This window comes from Kitasatospora sp. NA04385, assembly GCF_013364235.1.
Lineage (GTDB): Bacteria > Actinomycetota > Actinomycetes > Streptomycetales > Streptomycetaceae > Kitasatospora.
On sequence record NZ_CP054919.1, the window covers coordinates 5,419,131 to 5,439,829 of the forward strand.

The following is a 20,699-nucleotide window of genomic DNA, read 5'->3' on the forward strand; positions in this document are numbered from 1 at the left end:
CGACGGGGTCGGCCCTCCTTCCGGTGTAGACCGGGGGGATAAGCTCACCCCCGATGAGCACGCACGAGCCACCGACGGACCGCGACGGCAGTCCCGCACCCACGGGTGCGGACTCGCCGACGCGGTCCGCCGTCGTTTCCGCCCCCGGACCAGCTCTCGGTACCGACCCGCGCCCCGGCCAGGCCGCCGGTCCGGACCTCGGCTCGGCCACCGGTGAGAGCGGCGTGGGCGCCGGCGGCACCGACGGTGGTACGGATGGCGGTGCGGGCGGTGGTACGGACGGCGGCGACAACAGCACCGACGGCGATGACGGCGACGACGCCACCGAGGGCGCCGACGGCGAGGTAGACGGCGGGGGCGGGCGGCGGTGGTCGCGGGACCTGCTGTGGATCGGCGCGGTGTGCGTGGTCGTCCTGCTGCTGGTGAACGCCTTCGTGGCGCGGCCGTTCGCGGTGCCGTCCGGTTCGATGGATGGCACGCTGGAGCCCGGCGACCGGGTGCTGGTCAACCAGCTCGCGTACGCCTTCGGCGGGCACCCCCGGCGGGGCGACGTGGTGGTCTTCGACGGCATCGGCTCCTTCCTGCCGTACCAGCACGAACCGTCCGGGCTGAAGCGCCTGTTGGCCGGGGCTGGTCTCGCCCCCGCCGGCGACACGGTCTACGTGAAGCGGGTGATCGGCGTCGGCGGTGACCGGATCACCTGCTGCGGCACCGACGGCCGCCTGAAGGTCAACGGGGTGGCGCTGGACGAGAGCGCGTACCTGTTCCCGGGCGACGCGCCCTCCGCCGTGCCCTTCGACATCGTCGTCCCCGCGGGCCGGCTCTGGGTGATGGGCGACCATCGCAGTGTCTCCCGCGACTCCCGCGACCACCTCGGCGAGCCCGGCGGCGGCGCCGTGCCCGAGGACAAGGTGATCGGCCGCGCGGACTGGGTGATGTTCCCCCTCGGCCGTGCCACCTCCCTCGACCGCCCGGCGGCGTTCGCCGCGATTGAGGGGACGGGTGGCCATGGGGAGCAGAGGTAGACCCCGGACCGCCCCCGACGGCCCGTCCGACTCCACCGCCGGTCCGGACCGCAGCGCCCGCACCGGCTCCGCGTCCGACTCCGACTCCGAGCCCGAGTCCGTGTACCTCCCGGCCGGTGGCGGTGGCGGTGGCGGTGGCGGTGTTGGTGCCTCCGACCCGGGGAGCCGTCCCGTCCGGGGCCGGGCCGAGCGTCGCCGCGCGGCCAAGCGCGCCGCGCGCCGTAGCCGGCGCTCTTTCCTGCGCGAGCTTCCGGTGATCGTGCTGGTCGCCCTGGTGATCGCGCTGGTGATGAAGACCTTCCTGCTCCAGGTGTTCGTGATCCCCTCCGGTTCGATGGAACAGACCCTGCAGATCGGTGACCGGGTCGTCGTGGACAAGCTCACCCCGTGGTTCGGCGCCGAGCCGGAGCGCGGTGAGGTGGTGGTCTTCAAGGACCCGGGCGGCTGGCTGGAGAACGACCACAAGCCGTCCACGGACGGACCCGTGATGCGGAACGTGAAGTCGCTGTTCTCCGCGGTGGGGCTCCTTCCCTCCGATGACGAACGGGACCTGATCAAGCGGGTGATCGGCGTCGGCGGTGACACCGTGGAGTGCTGCGACGAGCACGGCCGGGTGAGCGTGAACGGCACCCCGTTGGACGAGCCGTACATCGCGACCGGGAACTCGCCCTCGCGGATCACCTTCAAGGTGACGGTGCCCCCGGGCCGGCTCTGGGTGATGGGCGACCACCGCGACCTGTCCGCCGACTCCCGCTACCACATGGGCAATCCGGGCTCCGGAACGATCCCGGTGGGGAACGTGGTGGGGCGCGCCTTCGTGATCGCCTGGCCGCTCTCCCACTTCGGTCAACTAGACGTTCCCGATTCACTCTCCTCCCTGCCGGTGCGGGCCGCGGGATCGGCGGCCATCGGGCCGGTTCCTGCGGAACCCCCGCTCGTTATGGGTGTGTTGGGCGTCCTTCCGCTCCTCGTCCGGTGCCGCGGAACGCGCGGGAGGGACGGGCCGGTGGCCGACTGACGTTCCGGCGGGCGCGTGGGAGCACGGGCGCGTCGACCGGGAGTGATAGAGAAGTGTGAAGTGCTCGGTTCCGGCCTGGTGTCGGGTCTGCCCCCGTAGGGCAAGCCAGAGGCGGGTTCTCGGCCGATCTCAGAGTGTGGTGCCCGCTGTGCGGCACTGGTGAGCGCGGACGCGCAGGCGTCCGCACAGCAGGGAGGAGATGTCGTGGGGGATCTGGTGATCGGTGCCCGCTCAGGTGCTCCGGAGCCCGACGGGGAACCCGTGGGCAACCAGGAGGGGGCGCACGCCGGCGACGGCGAGGCGCTCCGGGACGCCGAGGCCGGGGCGGAAGCCGACGGAAGTACGGAGGCACCGTCCAGGAAGGCGCCCAAGCAGCGCTCCTTCTGGAAGGAGCTGCCGATCCTGATCGGCATCGCGCTGATCCTGGCCCTGGTGATCAAGACCTTCTTCGTCCAGGCGTTCTCGATCCCCTCGGGGTCGATGGAGAACACGCTCCAGGTCGGTGACCGCGTCCTGGTCGACAAGCTCACCCCGTGGTTCGGCTCCGAGCCGGAGCGCGGCGAGGTCGTGGTCTTCAAGGACCCGGGCGGCTGGCTGAACGACGAGCCGACCCAGCGCAGCGACAACTCCTTCGTGCGCGGCGTGCAGGACGTGTTCAGCTTCATCGGCCTGATGCCGTCCAGCGACGAGAAGGACCTGATCAAGCGCGTCATCGCGGTCGGCGGTGACACCGTGGAGTGCCAGGGCTCCGGCCCGGTCAAGGTGAACGGCGTGGCGCTCGACGAGCCGTACATCTTCCCCGGCAACACCCCGTGCGGGGAGAAGCCGTTCGGGCCGGTGAACGTGCCCAAGGGCAGGATCTGGGTGATGGGCGACCACCGCGGCAACTCCCTGGACTCGCGGTACCACATGGACCAGCCGGGTGGCGGCACCGTGCCGGTCGGCAACGTGGTCGGCCGGGCGTTCGTGGTGGCCTGGCCGGTCGGCGACTGGGCGACGCTGCCCATCCCGGAGACGTTCGACCAGAAGGGCCTGGCCGCCGCCGGACCGCTCGCTCCGACCATGGCCGGCACGGCGCTCGCCGTCCCCGCCGTGTGGTGGCTGCGCCGGCGCCGCCGCTGACCGGACACCGACCGGTCGGGAACGCCTCTTGCGCGGGCCGTGGTACTGGCGAGTAATCTGCTCGCACGTGCCGCGGCCCGCAGCGCTGTCCGGACCGGGACGGCCGACCGCGGACCGGCCGCCGGTGCTCCGGCGGGGCAGCCTGGAGCCAGGAGAGGGCGGAGCCGATGAGCAGCGTCGCGGAGCGGACCGCGCACACCGGGGCCGGACCGGCCCGCCGCCGGAGCGCCGGGTCGATCGTGCAGGGCGTGGCGATCGCGCTCGGCTTCGTGATGCTGGTGGGCGGCTTCGCGGTGCTGGCGCTCCAGTACCGGCCCTACCGGATTCCGAGCGGTTCGATGAGCCCGACCCTGGCGATCGGCGACACCGTCCTGGCCCGGACCGGCGGATCGGTCGGCCGTGGCGACATCGTGGTCTTCCAGGACGAGGACTGGGGCAACGCGACCCTGGTGAAGCGCGTGGTCGCGGTCGGCGGGGACACCGTCTCCGGTGACCGGGCCGGGCGGATCGCCGTCAACGGCCACCAGGTGTCCGAGCCCTACCTGGCCCCCGCCGAGATGGGGACGACCGAGTTCTCGGTCACGGTGCCCGAGGGCCGGCTGTTCCTGCTCGGCGACTTCCGGGGGAACTCCCTGGACTCGCGGAGCCACCTCGACGTGGCGTTCGGCTCGGTGCCCGCCTCCGGGGTGAAGGCGAGGGTGGAGGCGGTGATCCGGCCGCTGTCCCGGGCCGGGCTGGAGTCGCCCGTCCGGGCCTTCGACGACCTGGGCGCGCCGACCGCCCACCGGCCGGGCCCGCTGGTGCCCGCCACGTGGACGTCGGTCGGCGGGGCGGTCCTGATCGTGGCCGCCTCCGCGGCGGGCTGGGCGGTCTCGCTGACCCGCCGGCTGCGGGGACGCCGCAAGGCCTGACCCGGGGGCCGACGACGGACCGGCACCGGTGCCGGTCCCGGCGAGGAGGCGCGCCCAGCGCCTCAGGACGGAGCCGAGCCAGGTGGTGGAGCACCGCAGGGCCGTTCGGGTGCTGCTGCTGGACCCGGAGGACCGCGTCCTGCTGCTGCGCGGGATGGACCCGGCCGAGCCCGGCACCACCTGGTGGATCACGCCCGGCGGCGGCATCGAACCGGGCGAGGGCCCGGAGGAGGCGGCCCGGCGCGAGCTGGCCGAGGAGATCGGGCTGACGGACGTGGACTGGGGACCGCTGGTCGCGTACGGCACGGCGGAGTTCTCCTTCCGAGGCAGGGAGTACCGACAGGAGCAGTGGTTCCGGCTGGCCCGCACCACGCGGACCGCCGTGTCCCTGGCGGAGAGCGGGGCGGACGAGCACGCCCTGCTGCTGGCTCTCCGCTGGTGGACGCTGGGGGAGTTGAGGACCACCGGGGAGACCGTCCACCCCAGGGGGCTGGCCCGACTGGTGGCACGGGTTCTGACCGATGGGCCGCCAGAACAGCCAGTAAGGCTCTGAGCACGGGCTCGGTGGTCCACAATGGGGTGGACGTGACGAGTGAGGGGACGCTTGGAATGAGTGCCGAAGACCTCGAGAAGTACGAGACCGAGATGGAGCTCAAGCTCTACCGGGAGTACCGGGATGTCGTCGGCCTGTTCAAGTACGTGATCGAGACCGAGCGGCGCTTCTACCTGACGAATGACTACGACCTCCAGGTGCACTCGGTGCAGGGTGAGGTGTTCTTCGAGGTGTCGATGGCGGACGCGTGGGTCTGGGACATGTACCGACCGGCCCGCTTCGTCCGGAAGGTCCGTGTGCTGACGTTCAAGGACGTGAACATCGAGGAGCTCGCCAAGAGCGACCTCGAGCTGCCCTCGGACGACTCCGCCTTCGGGAACTGACCGCCCCGCGACTGAGCGGCCGGCCCCCGCGGGGCCCGGTGCCGGGCGGGAACGGCGCGGCCGACCGCGCCCTCCCGCCAGGTCCGTCGCACCTCGGTGAGCTGCGACGGTGCCCGGGCCACCGAGATTGACCGCGCCGGGCGGGCACTGTCCAGCGCATTTTCGACATGTCGCTCGAACGGGTGAGCGAAGTTATCCACAGGCCCGGGTTATCCACAGGCCTGGCCATTCGGCTGGCCCGCCCCGGGCACGTGACGGCAACCTGCCGGCCGGAGGTGATTGCCGTGCAGAACCCCAACAAGACGTCCACCCACGGCCTCGGTCGCTACGGCGAGGAGGTCGCCGCCCGCCGGCTCGCCGAGCACGGGCTGTGCATCCTGGAACGCAACTGGCGCTGCGCCTCGGGCGAGCTCGACATCGTCGCGCTCGACGGGGACGTCCTCGCGATCTGCGAGGTGAAGACCCGCTCCGAGCGGGGCTTCCAACAGCCCGCCGAGGCGATCGACCAGGCCAAGGCCGACCGGCTGCGCCACCTCGCCGAACGCTGGCTCGCCGAGCGCTGGCCGGTGCACTTCTCCCGCCTGGTGCTCGCCGCCGAGCGGGCCGGTGGCGCCGACCCGCGGTCCGATGGCGCCGACCCGCGGTCCGATCCGGAGAGCGGCGGCCCGGCTCCGCCGCCGCCCGGCGGGATCCGCATCGACCTGGTCGCCGTGGTCAACCCCCGCCGGGGCGCCGCCGCGGTCGAGCACCTGCGCGGGGCGGTGTGAGATGGCGTTCGCCCGCACCTGCTCGGTCGCCCTGGTCGGAGTGGACGGCGTCGTGGTCGAGGTCCAGGCCGACCTCGAACCCGGACTGGCGGCCTTCAGCCTGGTGGGCCTCGCCGACAAGGCCCTCCTGGAAGCCCGCGACCGGGTACGCGCCGCCGTCTCCAACAGCGGGGAGAAGTGGCCGCTGCGCAAGCTCACCGTGGGCCTCACCCCGGCCTCCGTGCCCAAGAGCGGCAGCGGGTACGACCTGGCGGTGGCCTGCGCCGTCCTGGCGGCCGCCGAACGGCTCGACCCCGCGTCGATCGACGGCCTGCTGATCATCGGCGAGCTGGGCCTGGACGGCCGGGTGCGCCCGGTGCGCGGAGTCCTGCCCGCCGTCCTGGCGGCAGCGGACGCCGGCTACCGACAGATCGTGGTCGCCGAGCAGACCGCCGCCGAAGCGAAACTGGTGCCCGGCGTCTCCGTCCTCGGAGTGCGCAGCCTGCGCCAGCTCATCGCGATCCTCACCGACGCCCCCGTCCCCGACGAACCGCCGGACCAGCCCACCGGCCGCCCCGACTCCTCGTTCGCCGGACTGCTGCTGCCCGGCCTCGGCGTCCGCGACCTCACCTCCGAACGGGCCGTCCGCCCCGACCTCGCCGACGTGGCCGGGCAGTACGAGGCCCGCCGAGCCCTGGAGATCGCCGCAGCGGGCGGCCACCACATCTACCTGAAGGGCCCGCCGGGAGCCGGCAAAACGATGCTGGCCGAACGGCTGCCGGCCCTGCTCCCCCCGCTCACCCCCACCGAAGCCCTCGAAGTGACCGCGATCCACTCCGTGGCCGGCCTGCTCCCGCCCGACCGTCCGCTGATCGACACCCCGCCCTACTGCGCGCCGCACCACTCGACGACCATGCCCGCCATCGTCGGCGGCGGAACGGGCCTGCCCAGACCCGGAGCCGTCTCCCTCGCCCACCGCGGCGTGCTGTTCCTCGACGAGGCACCCGAATTCCCGGTCCGGGTCCTCGACGCGCTGCGCCAACCCCTGGAATCGGGGGAGGTGATGATCGCCAGAGCCGCCGGCTCGATGCGGCTGCCCGCCCGCTTCCTGCTCTGCCTGGCCGCCAATCCCTGTCCCTGCGGCCGCTATTCACTGAGAGGAGAAGGATGCGAATGCACCCCCGTCATGGTCAACCGCTACCAGGCGAGACTGTCCGGACCGCTGCTGGACCGGGTGGACCTCCAGGTGCAGGTCACCGGGGTCACCAAGGCCGAACTGATGCAGCAAGGCGGAAGGGCCGAGAGCACGGCGACGGTCGCCGCACGCGTGCTGGAGGCCCGGGCGCGGGCCGCCGCTCGCCTCGCCGACACCCCGTGGCGGACCAACGCCGAAGTGCCAGGGCACGAACTGCGCACGCGCTGGCAACTCGCACCCGGTGCGCTGGCCGACGCCGAACGTGACCTCGACCGGGGCCTGCTCACCGCGCGCGGCCTCGACCGCGTCCTGCGGGTCGCCTGGACGGTGGCCGACCTCGCCGGCCGGGACCGCCCCCACCGGTCCGACCTCCAGAGCGCGCTCACCCTCCGCACCGGCGTCCAGCGTGCCGCCCGCCCCACGGACCGCCGGAACGACCCGCTCTACCCGTACGACGAAACCGACGCCGGCACCGGCCCGGACGGCGGATTCTGACCCAGCCTCACCTGCCGCACCACCAGGAACCGCACAGGACCGGGCCGTTCCACGGACGAGCCCTCTCCACTCGCATCACCTGCATCACCACCTGCGCCGCAGGAACGAGCGGAAGCACGAAGGAGCACCGATGACCGCACACCTCGCACCCCGCGCACACGCGGACCTCCCCGTCGGCCCACCGGCCGCGCCGATCGCCGACCGGCCCGCACCGCACGACGCCACCCGCAGGCTCGGCCTCGTCCGGCCCGGAGGCGCCGGAGCCGGGCCGACCCGGGCCGAGCCGTCCGACGGCCCCTGCCCGCCGCATCCGCCCGACGCCCCTGTGGCGTGCGACGGCGGCGAACGGCTCCGACGCCCGATGCGCGGCGCCGGACCGCCCGCCGTGCACCGCTCGCGCCACGGGCCGACGGAACCCGCCCGGGCCGTGCCGTGGACGGAGGGCCCGAACACGGCGGGCCCGCCACCCGAGGGCCGGCCCGACCAGGCGCACCACACGGCCGGGGCCGCGACAGCCGACCGGCCCCTCCGCACCGGGACGGCGTGGGGCGAACGCCGCGTCATCCGCCCCACGGCGTGGGCCGCGCCCACAGCCCCGCCCGACCCGCCCGAGCCCGAGCGGATCTCCCGGGCCGCGCTCACCAGACTGATCGAACCGGGCGACGCCGCGATCGGCCGGGCGGTCCAACGGCTCGGCGCGGTCCGCCTGGTGCAGGGCTTCTACGAAGGGGCGCCCGCCAGTCGGCTCGGGCTCGGCGCCGACCGGATCGCCGCCTACCAGGAGAGACTGCGAAAGTTCAACCCGGCCACCGACCTGGAACGGATCGCCAGACTCGGCGGGAAGTTCATCATTCCGGGCGACAGCGAGTGGCCCTCCCAGCTCGACGACCTCGGCGACGGCCGCCCGGTCGGGCTGTGGGTCCGCGGCCTCCCGTCACAGCGGCTGCCGTCGCTGCGCCTGCTCGCCCTGCGTTCGGTCGCCGTCGTCGGATCGCGGGCCTGCACCGCGTACGGGCGGCACATCGCCGGCCAGCTCGGGTCCGAACTGGCCGAGCGCGGCTGGGTGGTGGTGTCCGGAGCGGCCCACGGGGTGGACACCGCCGCGCACCTCGGGGCGCTGGCGGTCAACGGGATGACGATCGCGGTGCTCGCCAGCGGCGTCGACATCTGCTACCCGCGCGGGAACGAGGCGCTGATCGAGAGGATCGGACGGGACGGGCTGCTGGTGAGCGAGCTGGCGCTCGGGATGAACCCCACCAGGTTCAGGTTCGTGCTGCGGAACCGGGTGATAGCCGCGCTCACCCGCGGCACGGTGGTGGTCGAGGCCGCATCGCGCAGCGGCGCGCTCAGCACCGCGCGGCGGGCGCGGGACCTCAACCGGCACACCATGGGCATCCCCGGCCCGATCACCTCCGAACTCTCGGCGGGCGTACACACGTTGATCAGGTCCGGCGCGGCGACCATGGTCACCAGCGGTGCAGAGGTGGGCGAGCTGATCGGTTCCATCGGGGCCGACCTGGCACCGGAGCGGGCCGGCCCGCTCCTGCCGAGGGACGCGCTGGAGCCACCGGTGGCCCGGGTCCTGGAGGCGGTGCCCGCCAGCGCGGACGGCGCGCCGGTCCAGCGCCTCGCCCACTACGCGGCGCTCTCCGAGACCGCGACGGTCCAGCACCTCCACGAGCTGAGTTCGCTCGGCTTCGTCGAACGGCACGGAGCGCACTGGAGGTTGGTGCGCCGCAAGTGATCGCATTCGGGCAGAGCCGGACAGAGTAGTGGGTTCCGAGCGGGTCAAGTAGTCAACGGGAGGTGATGCGGGGCGAGTTGAGGGACGATGGCGGTTCGGTCGGTTCGGCCGGGGCGCCGGGCAGGGCGCCCGGGCCGCGATACGTCCGGAGTGGCGCGGGTCCGCGCTGGTCGGTGGGCCCGCCGGGCGGGAGCCACCGGGCCGGGCCCGGCGGCCCGACCGCGACGCGCCGACGCCGCCCTTTGCTGCCACCGATTTGGGCGACGCCCGAGTGGCGGTAGCGCTGCGCAGCGACTCGGTCACGCTACGCTCGCTCATGGCGTCCCTATCAGCACATGACTCGGCAGAACGGCGCAGACCAACGCATGCCCACTCACATTCCCGGACACAGGGTGACCGGTGACGGTCGGTCCCCGGACGGGACGGGGGCCGAGACCCACAACGCCGCGGAACTGCGGGCCAGATCCAAGGGCGTCGTGGGAATGACGCGACCGGGCGGCTCCCCGGCCGCGCCCCCACAACCCCCGTTCCGTCCCGCCCCCAACTCACCCCTCCCGCGCCCACCGGCCCCCTCGGGGGCCGCCCCCCGGCCGACCCCGGCACACCCGCCGGCGGACCGCACCGGCCAGGTGCTGCCCGGTGCGGTGGCAAAGCCCCGGCCGCGTACCGACGAAGACACCGCTACCGGCGCCGCTGCGGGTGCGGGCGCAGGCGCAGCTACGAGCACGGATGTCGGGCCCGGCAGGTCGGCCGGTACCGGGCGCCGGGTCGGTGCCGACCGGGCTGGTGGCGATCACGGTGCCGACGGACGGGGCGTCGAAGAGCGAGGTACCGACGGGCAGGGCATCGACGGGCGCTGGCTCGGTTCGGGAACGGCCGGAACCGCTGCCGGGCCAGTGCCGGGGCCCAGCACAGGGGCTGGCCCTGTACCCGGGCCGCAGGGTTCGACCCCGTCCGTCGGCGGGCGGCCGGTGCGCGGCCAGGCCAAGCGGGGTGCCCGGTCGAAGGCGAAGGACCCGTCCGCGCGCAGCACCCAGGTCCGCAGGCAGGCGGGCGGACCGCTGCCCGCCCGCACACCGGAGCCGCCGGCCCCGGGCGCGAGCACGGGTACCAGCGGCAGTCCGGACACCCGACGGAACGCACTGCCGTCGGTGCCGCCGCCGGTGCCCGCGCCCGGAGCCGTACCGGGAGCGGTGCCCGGGTCCACACCCGGGGCTGTTCCCGGGTCGGGGAGTGGGCAGCCGGTGGAGTCGGCCGCGCCGTCGACCGTGCCGCGCCCCGGTTCGGGTTCGCCCGCGAACCCGGTCGGGAAGGCGCCCGCGAGCCCGGCCGACCACAGTGGCGCGGGCGCGGGCGCGGGGACGGGCGCGCGCGCCGGTGCGACGGTGCCCGCGCCGGCTTCCGCGCCCCGGGCGGGCGTCATCGCGGAGAGCGAGGGCAAGAGCGAGGCCAAGGGCGGCGAGCGCGCGAAGGGTGCCGACCAGTCGGCGCTGCAAGCGCTGTGGCGCTCGTACAAGGAGACCGGGGACCACGGGCTCCGGGACCAGTTGATCCTGCACTACTCGCCGCTGGTGAAGTACGTGGCGGGTCGGGTCGGGGTCGGGCTGCCCGCCAACGTGGAGCAGGCGGACTTCGTCTCCTCCGGGGTCTTCGGGCTGATCGACGCCATCGAGAAGTTCGACATCGACCGGGCGATCAAGTTCGAGACCTACGCGATCAGTCGGATCCGCGGCGCGATCATCGACGAGCTGCGGGCGCTGGACTGGATCCCCCGGTCGGTCCGGCAGAAGGCCAAGGCGGTCGAGCGGGCCTACGCCACCTTGGAGGCCCGGCTGCGGCGCACTCCGCACGACCCCGAGGTCGCGGCGGAGATGAAGATCTCACTGGACGAACTGCACACCATTTTCAGCCAGTTGTCGCTGGCCAACGTGGTGGCGCTGGACGAGCTGCTGCACTCGGCGGGTGAGGGCGGAGACCGGCTCACCCTGATGGAGACGCTGCCGGACAGCGGTGCGGACAACCCAGTCGAGATCGCCGAGGACCGCGAACTGCGGCGACTGCTCGCCTCGGCGGTCAACACGCTGCCCGAGCGCGAGAAGACAGTGGTGACGCTCTACTACTACGAGGGCCTGACCCTGGCGGAGATCGGCCAGGTGCTCGGGGTGACGGAGAGCCGGGTCAGCCAGATCCACACCAAGTCGGTGCTGCAACTGCGGGCGAAGATGTCCGACGCCCGGTGAGCGCTCGGTGAGCGTCCGGTGATCACCGGACGCGCGTCCGGCAGGCCGTTGGCGCGGTGCGGTGTGGCACGTAGTGGCCGTGGGAGTGCGATGTCGTGCCCACCGGTCGTCGGCGTCCGTAGAGTTGGGACGTGCCGAAAATCCGGGCGGCCACGGTGGCCGAGCATCGACAGTTGCAGCAGGCAGCGCTGCTGGACGCCGCACGCGTCCTGTTGGCGGAGGGCGGACGGGAGGCGCTGAGCTTCGGCGCGCTCGCGGCGCGCACCGGCCTGGCCAGGTCCTCGGTGTACGAATACTTCCGTTCCAAGTCCGCACTGGTGGAAGCGCTCTGCACGGTCGACCTCCCGCTCTGGGCCGCCGAGATCGAGGCCGGCATGGCGGCCCGCGACAGTGCGGTCGAGCGGATCGAGGCGTACGTCCGCGGTCAGGTCTCGCTGGCCACCGACCCGGTCCACCGCGCGGTGGTGGCCGTCGCCGAGCACGAGCTCGACGATGCGGCGCGGGCCAGGATCAGGGCGGCCCACGCCGGGCTGACCGCGATGGTGGTCCGCACCCTGGAGGATCTCGGCCATGACCGGCCCGGCGTCGCGGCCTCGCTGCTCCAGGGCGTGGTGGAGGCGGCGGTCCGCCAGGCCGAGCGGATCTGCGGGAGGGACGGCGCCCCCGGTGCCGGGCCCGCGGCGGTCGAGGAGATCGCCGACACCGCGGTGCGCTTCGCCCTCGACGGCCTGCGCCCGGCAGCCGACCCGACGACCGACCCGGCAGTCGACCCGACGACCGACCCGGCAGTCGACCCGACGACCGACCCGGCAGTCGACCCGACGACCGGCACGCCAGTCCCTACCGCGACCGGCACGCCAGTCCCTACCGCGACCGGCGCGGCAGTCGGTCCGGACGAGGGCTGACCTCGTGTCAGGGCGGGGTGAGTGGTAGCAGTCGGGCCCGGCCGGAGCCGAGCAGGGCGAGCGGGTCGAGGTAGCGGTCACCCCGGACCAGCCCCCAGTGCAGGCAGTCGACCGGGCAGTGGCCGGAGCCGGCGGTCACCACCCCGATCGGGTCGCCCGCCGCGACGGCGGTGCCGACCGGCGCGGAGGCCGCCACCGGCAGGTAGGTGGTCCGCAGCGGGGGAGCACCCGACCCGGGGTGGGTCACCACGACCACCGGGCGCCCGGCCACCTGCCCGGCGAAGGTCACCGTGCCCGGCGCAGCCGCCCGCACCACCGTGCCCGGTGCGGCCGCCAGGTCCACCCCCCGGTGCCCGGCCGCCCAGCGGGCCGGGGGCGGCTCGAACCGCCGCAGCAGCCCCGACCGGTCACCCACCGGCCACGCCCGCCCCGGCCCCGCCGGTCCCAGGGTCCCCACCGCCCCCGCCACCTCCGCCGCGGCGGAGCGCACCCGGCCCGCCCCCGCACCCGGAGCGAACCCGCCGAGCGCGACCAGCACCACCCCCTGCACCAGCAACAGCGCCAACGCCCGCCCCGCCGCTGCCCGTCCTGCCACCCGCCGCCATGCCCGCACTCGCACCCGCACCCGCCGCACCCCGACCAAGACCGACTCCCAACCCGAGCACCCGAACCGACACGTCCGACCCACACCCCCGCCGACCCCCGCCCCCCGCACGTACAGACCCCGTACGTACAGACCCCCGTCCGCACCCGCCGAAAACGGCCGAAAGCGTTCGCCGGGGCCGACCGTCAGGGTGGGGCCCGCGGCGGCCGTTGCGCGTGTCGGTTCCGGGAGCTGTGGACAGACCGGTGGCTGTGGACAACCGCCGTCCCCCGCAGGGGTGAACGGCGGGGGGCGGACCGTCCGGAGCGGCGTTGAACAGGGTGACGGGGCCGCCGGGAGTCGCCCGCCGCTCGGGGCTTCCCGTACACTTCACACGCGACCCGGTCTGCCGGGTCGACTTCGCACGCCCCGCCACCGGCGGTCCGCCCCCTCGGGGAGCGGTCGTCACGGTGCGAGTGCCGCTCGGTCCGCCGAGCCTGCCGAGGCCGCAAGCCTCGCGCAGGCCGAGCGGCTTGGCACGTCGGGGCGTCAGGCGTGACGGTCGCCCGACCGGCACGGACAAAACCGAGTACCCCGGCACCCCACAGGCTGCAACCCGCCGAACGGCGCGCCGGGCAACACACGAGGAGCACGGCACATGGCCGTCGTCACGATGCGGGAGCTGCTGGAGAGCGGCGTCCACTTCGGTCACCAGACCCGTCGTTGGAACCCGAAGATGAAGCGCTTCATCTTCACGGAGCGCAACGGCATCTACATCATCGACCTCCTGCAGTCGCTGAACTACATCGACCGCGCCTTCGAGTTCGTCAAGGAGACCGTTGCCCACGGCGGCAGCGTCCTCTTCGTCGGCACCAAGAAGCAGGCCCAGGAGGCCATCGCCGAGCAGGCGACCCGCGTGGGCATGCCGTACGTCAACCAGCGCTGGCTGGGCGGCATGCTGACCAACTTCTCGACCGTCTACAAGCGCCTGCAGCGCCTCAAGGAGCTCGGCGAGATCGACTTCACGGACGTGGCCGGTTCCGGCCTCACCAAGAAGGAGCTCCTGGTCCTCCAGCGCGAGTACGACAAGCTGGAGAAGACCCTCGGCGGTATCCGCGACATGCAGCGCGTGCCCAGCGCCGTCTGGATCGTGGACACCAAGAAGGAGCACATCGCGGTCGGCGAGGCCCGGAAGCTCAACATCCCGGTCGTCGCCATCCTCGACACCAACTGCGACCCGGACGAGGTCGACTACAAGATCCCGGGCAACGACGACGCCATCCGCTCCGTCACCCTGCTGACCCGCGTGATCGCCGACGCCGTCGCCGAGGGCCTGAAGTCCCGCGCCGGTGTCGCCAAGGGCGACGCCAAGGCCGAGCCGGGCGCCGACCAGCCGCTGGCCGCCTGGGAGAAGGAGATCCTCGAGGGCGAGAAGGCCGCCGAGGCCCCCGCCGCCGAGGCCGCTGCCGAGGCCCCTGCTGCTGAGGCCCCCGCCGCCGAGGCCGAGCAGGCCGAGGCCGCTGCCGAGGCTCCGGCCGCCGAGGCCGAGCAGGCCTGACGCACCACCAGGGTGAGGGGCACCGGCCGGGCTGAGCCGGTGGGTGCCCCTCTCTCCCGTGCCGGGGGTCCGCACCCCGGACCCCGGCACTTTCCCACGCAGACACGCGAGACGTGAGAAGAGATCACAACCATGGCGAACTTCACCGCCGCGGACGTCAAGAAGCTCCGTGAGCTCACCGGCGCCGGCATGATGGACTGCAAGAAGGCCCTGGACGAGGCCGAGGGCGACGTCCAGAAGGCCGTCGAGCTCCTGCGCATCAAGGGCCAGAAGGGCGTTGCCAAGCGCGAGGGCCGCGACGCCTCCAACGGCGCCGTCGCCGCGCTGATCGCCGAGGACAAGAAGTCCGGCGTCCTGGTCGAGCTGAACTGCGAGACCGACTTCGTCGCCAAGGGCGGCAAGTTCGTCGAGGTCGCCAACGCGATCGCCGCCCACGTGGCCGCCACCTCCCCGGCCGACCTGGACGCCGCCCTGGCCTCCGAGATCGCCCCGGACCAGACCGTCCAGCAGTTCGTGGACGAGGCCAACGCGACCCTCGGCGAGAAGATCGTGTTCCGCCGCTTCGCGCAGTTCGACAACGACGGCTTCGTCGGCGTCTACCTGCACAAGTCGGACCCGGACCTGCCGCCGACCATCGGTGTCCTCGTCGAGCTCGACCAGGAGAACGCCGACACCGCCAAGGACGTCGCCCAGCACATCGCCGCCTTCGCGCCGAAGTACCTCTCCCGCGAGGAGATCCCGGCCGAGGACCTGGAGAACGAGCGCCGCGTCGCCGAGGCCACCGCTCGCGAGGAGGGCAAGCCCGAGGCCGCCCTGCCGAAGATCGTCGAGGGTCGGGTCACCGGCTTCGTCAAGGAGAACGCCGTCCTGGAGCAGGCGTTCGCCAAGGACAACAAGAAGTCCGTCGCCAAGGTCCTCGACGAGGCCGGCGTCACCCTCAAGCGCTTCGTCCGCTTCCGCGTCGGCGCCTGAGACCCGTTCCCGCGGTCCGTCCCGCCCCTTCCGGCCCCGGGCCGGACATAAAGTAGGAGGACCGCTCCCGTCCGCGAGGACGGAGGAGCGCGCCGACCGGGCCCCCGAGCACCCACCGGGGGCGGCGTCGGCACCATGAACGACGAGGAGGCCATTGCCGTGCAGGAGACCGTACCGGTTCCCGCGGCAGTGGCCTCCTCTCGTGTACACGGCACCGGGTCCGCACACCCGGCGCCGTGACCAGCACTTTGCAGATCTGCTGACCAGCAGGTGGAGAAGGAGAAAGTCCATGCAGGAGACGCAGGAGACCGCGCCGGGCGGTGCACGCCGCCGGGTACTGCTCAAGCTGTCCGGCGAAGCGTTCGCCGGCGGAGGCGGCCTCGGCGTCGACCCGGACGTGGTGCACGCCATCGCCCGCGAGATCGCCACGGTGGTCCGGGCCGGGACGGAGGTCGCCATCGTCATCGGCGGCGGCAACTTCTTCCGCGGCGCCGAGCTCCAGCAGCGCGGCATGGACCGGGCCCGCTCCGACTACATGGGCATGCTCGGCACCGTGATGAACTGCCTCGCGCTCCAGGACTTCCTGATCAAGGAGGGCATGGAGACCCGGGTCCAGACCGCCATCACCATGGGCCAGGTCGCCGAGCCGTACCTGCCGCTGCGCGCCATCCGGCACCTGGAGAAGGGCCGCGTGGTGATCTTCGGCGCCGGTATGGGCATGCCGTACTTCTCCACCGACACCACCGCGGTGCAGCGGGCCCTGGAGATCCACGCCGACGTCCTGCTGATGGGCAAGAACGGCGTCGACGGCGTCTACGACTCGGACCCGCGCACCAACCCCGCCGCGGTCCGGTTCGACGCGCTGGACTACACCGAGGTGATCTCCCGCGACCTCAAGGTCGCCGACCTGACCGCGATCACCCTCTGCAAGGACAACGGGCTGCCGATCCTGGTCTTCGAGCTGCTCGCCGAGGGCAATATCGCCCGCGCGGTCAAGGGTGAGAAGATCGGCACACTCATCAGCGAGGACTCCGCCCGGGCCTAGCCGCCGGCGGCTCTGAGCAGCACCAGCCGTCCGGGGCACCGGGACGGGACAACAGCAGATGAACCGGACAGGGAGCAGACAGTGATCGATGAGACCCTCCTCGAGGCCGAGGAGAAGATGGAGAAGGCCGTGGGCGTCGCCAAGGACGACCTCGCCGCCATCCGCACCGGGCGCGCGCACCCGGCGATGTTCGCCAAGATCGTCGCGGAGTACTACGGTGCCCTGACGCCGATCAACCAGCTGGCCTCGTTCTCCGTGCCGGAGCCGCGGATGGCCATGGTCACCCCGTTCGACAAGACCGCGCTGAAGGCCATCGAGACCGCGATCCGCGACTCGGACCTGGGCGTCAACCCGTCGAACGACGGCTCCGTCATCCGGGTGGTGCTCCCGCAGCTCACCGAGGAGCGCCGCCGCGAGTACATCAAGCAGGCCCGCGGCAAGGGCGAGGACGCCAAGGTCTCGGTCCGTTCCGTCCGCCGCAAGGCGAAGGACGCGATCGACAAGCTGGTCAAGGACAAGGAGATCGGCGAGGACGACGGTCGCCGCGGCGAGAAGGAGCTCGACGACCTGACCGCCAAGTTCGTGGCGCAGATCGACGAGCTGCTCAAGCACAAGGAAGCCGAGCTGCTGGAGGTCTGATCCGGACCCCTGCCCGCAACGCCCCGGACCGGCGGCCAGACCGCCCGGCCCGGGGCGCGGCTCCACCCGGGCCGGATCCGCTCCGGCCGGACCGGCGCCGGCGGCCCGACCCGGCCGACACCAAACGGGTCACGCGCGGCGGCCCCCGGCATGGCGAGGGGGCGGCGCGGCACAGACTCAGTTCATGCCCCCCGCCCAGGAGAGCCCCGTGGCCCAGACCGACCAGCAGCCCCGCAAGCCGCGCGGCGGCCGCAACCTGCCCGCCGCGATAGGCGTGGGCGTCGGACTCGGGGCCGTGATCGCGGCCTCGCTGTTCGTGGTCAAGGCGGTCTTCATGGTGGTCGTCGCGGCCGCCGTGGCCGTCGGCATCTGGGAGCTCACCAGCCGGCTCGCCGAGCGCAAGGACGTCCGCGTCCCGCAGGTCCCGCTGCTGGTCGGCGGCGTCGGCATGGTCGTCACCGGCTACTTCGCGGGCGGCCAGTGGGCCGCCGCGATCCTCGCCGTCACCGGCCTGGCGATGATGGTGGCCCGGATGGCCACCCCGCCCGAGAACTACCTGCGCGACATAACGGCCGGCGTCTTCACCGCCTTCTACGTGCCGTTCCTGGCGACCTTCGTCGCCCTGATCCTGGCCGCCGAGGACGGCGCCTGGCGGATCCTGCTGTTCCTGGTCGTCACGGTCTGCTCCGACACCGGCGCCTACGCCGTCGGCTACAAGTTCGGCCGCACCAAGCTCGCGCCGACCATCAGCCCCGGCAAGACCCGCGAGGGCCTGGCCGGCGGCGTCGGCCTGTCGATGATCGCCGGTGCCCTGATGATGCACTTCCTGATCGACGGCGGCAGCTGGTGGCAGGGCCTGATCCTGGGCGGCTGCGCGGCCGTCACCGCGACCCTGGGCGACCTCGCCGAGTCGATGATCAAGCGCGACCTCGGCATCAAGGACATGGGCACCCTGCTCCCCGGCCACGGCGGCATCATGGACCGGCTGGACTCCCTGCTGCCCACCGCCCCGGTGGTCTGGCTGCTGCTCGCCGCCTTCGTCGGCAGCTGAGCCCGGCAGCCGCCGCCAAGCCCGCGGCGTTCGAACGGCCCCCGTAACACGACCGCGTCCGGGGGCCGTCCGCTCCCCGGAAGACGGGGCGCCGCCGGTGCCGGGAGCACCGCCGCGACTGCCGGGCGCCGAGCGGCGCCCGCCCCAGCGGGACGCGGACCGGTTCTCCGGATCTGAGACACTGGAACAACCATGCCTAAGCCCGGAGAACTGACCTTTGTCGCGCCGCGTGGCGCCAAGCCCCCGCGACACCTCGCCGACCTCAGCCCTGCCGAGCGCAAGGAGGCCGTCGCCGAGCTGGGCGAACAGCCGTTCCGCGCGAAGCAGCTGTCGAACCACTACTTCGGACGGATGTCCGCCGACCCGGAGAGCTGGACGGACATCCCGGCGGCGAGCCGGGCGAAGCTGACCGAGGCGCTGTTGCCCGAGCTGATGTCGGTGGTGCGGCACGTCTCCTGCGACGACGACGCGACCCGCAAGACGCTGTGGAAGCTGTTCGACGGCACGCTGGTCGAGTCGGTGCTGATGCGCTACCCGGACCGCGTCACCATGTGCATCAGCTCGCAGGCCGGCTGCGGCATGAACTGCCCGTTCTGCGCGACCGGCCAGGCGGGGCTGACCCGGAACCTGTCCACCGGGGAGATCGTCGAGCAGATCGCGTCCGGCATGCGCGACCTCAAGTCCGGGGCGGTCCCCGGCGGCGAGGCCCGGCTGTCGAACGTGGTGTTCATGGGCATGGGCGAGCCGCTGGCCAACTACAACCGGGTGCTGTCCGCGATCCGCCGCCTCACCGACCCGTCCCCGGACGGCTTCGGCCTCTCGCAGCGCGGCATCACCGTCTCCACCGTCGGCCTGGTCCCGGCCATGCACCGCTTCGCCGACGAGGGCCTGAGCTGCCGGCTCGCGCTGTCGCTGCACGCCCCGGACGACGAGCTGCGCGACGAGCTGGTGCCGGTCAACACCCGCTGGAAGGTCGACGAGGTGCTGGACGCCGCGTGGAACTACGCGGAGAAGTCCGGTCGCCGGGTCTCCATCGAGTACGCGCTGATCAAGGACATCAACGACCAGGCGTGGCGCGCCGACCTGCTCGGCCGGCTGATCAAGAACCGCCGGGTGCACGTGAACCTGATCCCGCTCAACCCGACGCCGGGTTCGAAGTGGACGGCCTCCCGGCCGGAGGACGAGCGGGAGTTCGTCCGCCGTCTGCAGGCCCACGGCGTGCCCACCACCGTCCGCGACACCCGCGGCCAGGAGATCGACGGCGCCTGCGGGCAGCTGGCCGCCGCGGGCTGAGCGCCCGGGCAGGACGCAGAACGGACCGGGGCCCGGGAGGACTGTTCCTCCCGGGCCCCGGCGCGTGCGCCGCTACACCAGCGGGCAGAGCAGGACGGTCAGCCCGCCGGTCAGCAGCAGGACGGTGCTCGCCGTGAGGGTGCGCAGGGTGGCCGTGCCGGTGAGCAGCCCGGGCGGGGTGCCCAGGCGGTCGAGCGCGTCCAGGGCGGGGCGGCGGGCCGCGCGCAGCTCGTACAGGCGGGCGGCGAGCGCCGCGACCGCGCAGGCGAGGACGAGCGCGCCCTCGACCAGGGTGAGCGCCGGGGCGGCGGTGCCCGTCCCGGCCCAGCTCCGCCAGGCGACCAGCATCAGCACGACGATCGAGGTGAGGACGGCCAGCGGGGCGCCGAGGCCGCGGGCCTGGGCGGTGAGGCCGCGACCGGCCAGCAGGCGCAGCGGGGCGGGCCGGTGCAGGGCGAGCAGCCGGCCGGCCAGGGCGAGCAGCGGTCCGGTCCACAGCGCCAGGGCGAGCCCGGCGAGCGCCCAGCCGGTGAGCAGGGCGGGGCTGGTGGCGGGGAGCCCGGCGGGGAGGGTGACGGTGCGCTCGGCGTCGGTCGCGTCGGGGCGCAGCCCGTACAGTTCGAGGCCGAGCCCGGCGAGCAGCACCGGCGCGGGCAGCAGCAGCCGCAGCGCGCCGTACCGGGAGCGGGCGGGTTCGGCGGGTCGGCCCGGGAGGCGCTCGGGGAAGCGGACCGCGCAGGCCGCGGAGACGCCGGCGACCAGCGGGAGGACCGCGAGCAGGGCGACCGGCGCGGCGGCCGGCAGCGGGACGCCCATGCCGATGTCGGGGGCCAGTGAGGGCCCGGCGATGTCGTTGCGCAGGATCAGGAACAGCAGCAGCGTGAACGCCGAGCCGAGTGCGCAGGCGAGCGCGGTCTCGCCGGCCACCAGCAGCCGGATCCGGGCGGGCCCGGCGCCGGCCGCGGTCAGGCCGGTGATCCGCTCGGGGTGCTGGGCGGGGACGGCGCGGGCGGCCGCGGCGGCGAACCAGGCGACCGCGGCGAGCGGCGGCAGGCACCAGAGCAGCCGTTCGAGGTTGCCCCCGGTGCCCTGCAGGGCGCGGCCGAGCGCGCGCAGCAGGAAGGCGGCGACCACGGCGGCGGCGGTCGCGGTGAGCAGTCCGCGGGCGAGGTCGAGGGTGCGGTAGCCGCGGGCGAGTCTGAGGTAGTACACGGCGGCCCC

The 20,699-nt window shown here is 73.4% G+C and carries 18 protein-coding genes and 1 pseudogene; 17 read left to right on the plus strand and 2 right to left on the minus strand.

Annotated elements, in window-relative coordinates; genetic code table 11:
• Positions 1–53: 53 nt before the first annotated feature.
• From lepB (HUT16_RS24230) to HUT16_RS24280, 11 genes and pseudogenes are all read left to right on the plus strand, one after another.
• On the plus strand, positions 54–1,025 hold the full coding sequence (gene lepB / locus HUT16_RS24230) for a signal peptidase I (protein ID WP_176190179.1): 972 nt from the start codon (positions 54–56) through the stop codon (positions 1,023–1,025).
• Positions 1,026–1,278: 253 nt separating this feature from the next.
• A complete protein-coding gene (gene lepB / locus HUT16_RS24235) occupies positions 1,279–2,043 on the plus strand; it encodes a signal peptidase I (protein WP_368662709.1) in 765 nt (254 codons plus the stop codon).
• A 204-nt stretch (positions 2,044–2,247) separates the two neighbouring features.
• On the plus strand, positions 2,248–3,165 hold the full coding sequence (gene lepB, locus HUT16_RS24240; protein WP_176190181.1) for a signal peptidase I: 918 nt from the start codon (positions 2,248–2,250) through the stop codon (positions 3,163–3,165).
• 167 nt (positions 3,166–3,332) lie between these two features.
• Positions 3,333–4,076, plus strand: a complete 744-nt coding sequence (gene lepB, locus HUT16_RS24245; protein WP_176190182.1) for a signal peptidase I — start codon at positions 3,333–3,335, stop codon at positions 4,074–4,076.
• 82 nt (positions 4,077–4,158) lie between these two features.
• Complete coding sequence (locus HUT16_RS24250; RefSeq protein WP_176190183.1) at positions 4,159–4,629, plus strand: NUDIX hydrolase; 471 nt, start codon at positions 4,159–4,161, stop codon at positions 4,627–4,629.
• A 56-nt stretch (positions 4,630–4,685) separates the two neighbouring features.
• Positions 4,686–5,012, plus strand: a complete 327-nt coding sequence (locus HUT16_RS24255; protein WP_030458804.1) for a DUF2469 domain-containing protein — start codon at positions 4,686–4,688, stop codon at positions 5,010–5,012.
• Positions 5,013–5,287: 275 nt separating this feature from the next.
• On the plus strand, positions 5,288–5,779 hold the full coding sequence (locus HUT16_RS24260; RefSeq protein WP_254897968.1) for a YraN family protein: 492 nt from the start codon (positions 5,288–5,290) through the stop codon (positions 5,777–5,779).
• A 1-nt stretch (position 5,780) separates the two neighbouring features.
• The gene (locus HUT16_RS24265) at positions 5,781–7,448 is read left to right on the plus strand and encodes a YifB family Mg chelatase-like AAA ATPase (RefSeq protein WP_176190185.1); all 1,668 of its coding nucleotides are present in this window, start codon (positions 5,781–5,783) and stop codon (positions 7,446–7,448) included.
• 130 nt (positions 7,449–7,578) lie between these two features.
• The gene (gene dprA, locus HUT16_RS24270) at positions 7,579–9,192 is read left to right on the plus strand and encodes a DNA-processing protein DprA (protein ID WP_254897969.1); all 1,614 of its coding nucleotides are present in this window, start codon (positions 7,579–7,581) and stop codon (positions 9,190–9,192) included.
• Positions 9,193–10,577: 1,385 nt separating this feature from the next.
• Positions 10,578–11,432 (plus strand): RNA polymerase sigma factor WhiG, encoded by an 855-nt coding sequence (gene whiG / locus HUT16_RS24275; RefSeq protein ID WP_176190186.1) that lies wholly within the window; start codon positions 10,578–10,580, stop codon positions 11,430–11,432.
• A 155-nt stretch (positions 11,433–11,587) separates the two neighbouring features.
• A pseudogene (locus HUT16_RS24280) lies at positions 11,588–12,163 on the plus strand (TetR/AcrR family transcriptional regulator); the annotation flags it as partial.
• A 181-nt stretch (positions 12,164–12,344) separates the two neighbouring features.
• Here HUT16_RS24280 and HUT16_RS39325 read toward each other — a convergent pair.
• Positions 12,345–12,932, minus strand: coding sequence for a murein hydrolase activator EnvC (locus tag HUT16_RS39325; protein ID WP_303392096.1), 588 nt, complete (start codon positions 12,930–12,932; stop codon positions 12,345–12,347).
• 646 nt (positions 12,933–13,578) lie between these two features.
• On the opposite strand from HUT16_RS39325, the gene rpsB reads away from it, so the two are divergent.
• The 6 genes from rpsB to rlmN all read left to right on the plus strand — a co-directional run bounded on the left by rpsB (position 13,579) and on the right by rlmN (position 19,478).
• On the plus strand, positions 13,579–14,478 hold the full coding sequence (rpsB, locus tag HUT16_RS24290; RefSeq protein WP_176190188.1) for a 30S ribosomal protein S2: 900 nt from the start codon (positions 13,579–13,581) through the stop codon (positions 14,476–14,478).
• A 132-nt stretch (positions 14,479–14,610) separates the two neighbouring features.
• Positions 14,611–15,450, plus strand: a complete 840-nt coding sequence (gene tsf / locus HUT16_RS24295; RefSeq protein ID WP_176190189.1) for a translation elongation factor Ts — start codon at positions 14,611–14,613, stop codon at positions 15,448–15,450.
• Positions 15,451–15,739: 289 nt separating this feature from the next.
• Positions 15,740–16,495, plus strand: a complete 756-nt coding sequence (gene pyrH / locus HUT16_RS24300; protein ID WP_033215167.1) for a UMP kinase — start codon at positions 15,740–15,742, stop codon at positions 16,493–16,495.
• Between the two features lie 81 nt (positions 16,496–16,576).
• Positions 16,577–17,134 carry a ribosome recycling factor gene (gene frr / locus HUT16_RS24305; protein ID WP_033256297.1) on the plus strand — a complete coding sequence of 186 codons (558 nt, stop codon included), beginning with the start codon at positions 16,577–16,579 and terminating at the stop codon, positions 17,132–17,134.
• Between the two features lie 184 nt (positions 17,135–17,318).
• Positions 17,319–18,185 (plus strand): phosphatidate cytidylyltransferase, encoded by an 867-nt coding sequence (locus HUT16_RS24310; RefSeq protein WP_176190190.1) that lies wholly within the window; start codon positions 17,319–17,321, stop codon positions 18,183–18,185.
• Between the two features lie 192 nt (positions 18,186–18,377).
• Positions 18,378–19,478, plus strand: coding sequence for a 23S rRNA (adenine(2503)-C(2))-methyltransferase RlmN (gene rlmN / locus HUT16_RS24315; RefSeq protein WP_176190191.1), 1,101 nt, complete (start codon positions 18,378–18,380; stop codon positions 19,476–19,478).
• Between the two features lie 72 nt (positions 19,479–19,550).
• Here rlmN and HUT16_RS24320 read toward each other — a convergent pair whose 3' ends face one another.
• Positions 19,551–20,690, minus strand: a complete 1,140-nt coding sequence (locus HUT16_RS24320; protein ID WP_176190192.1) for a hypothetical protein — start codon at positions 20,688–20,690, stop codon at positions 19,551–19,553.
• Between the last annotated feature and the right edge of the window lie 9 nt (positions 20,691–20,699).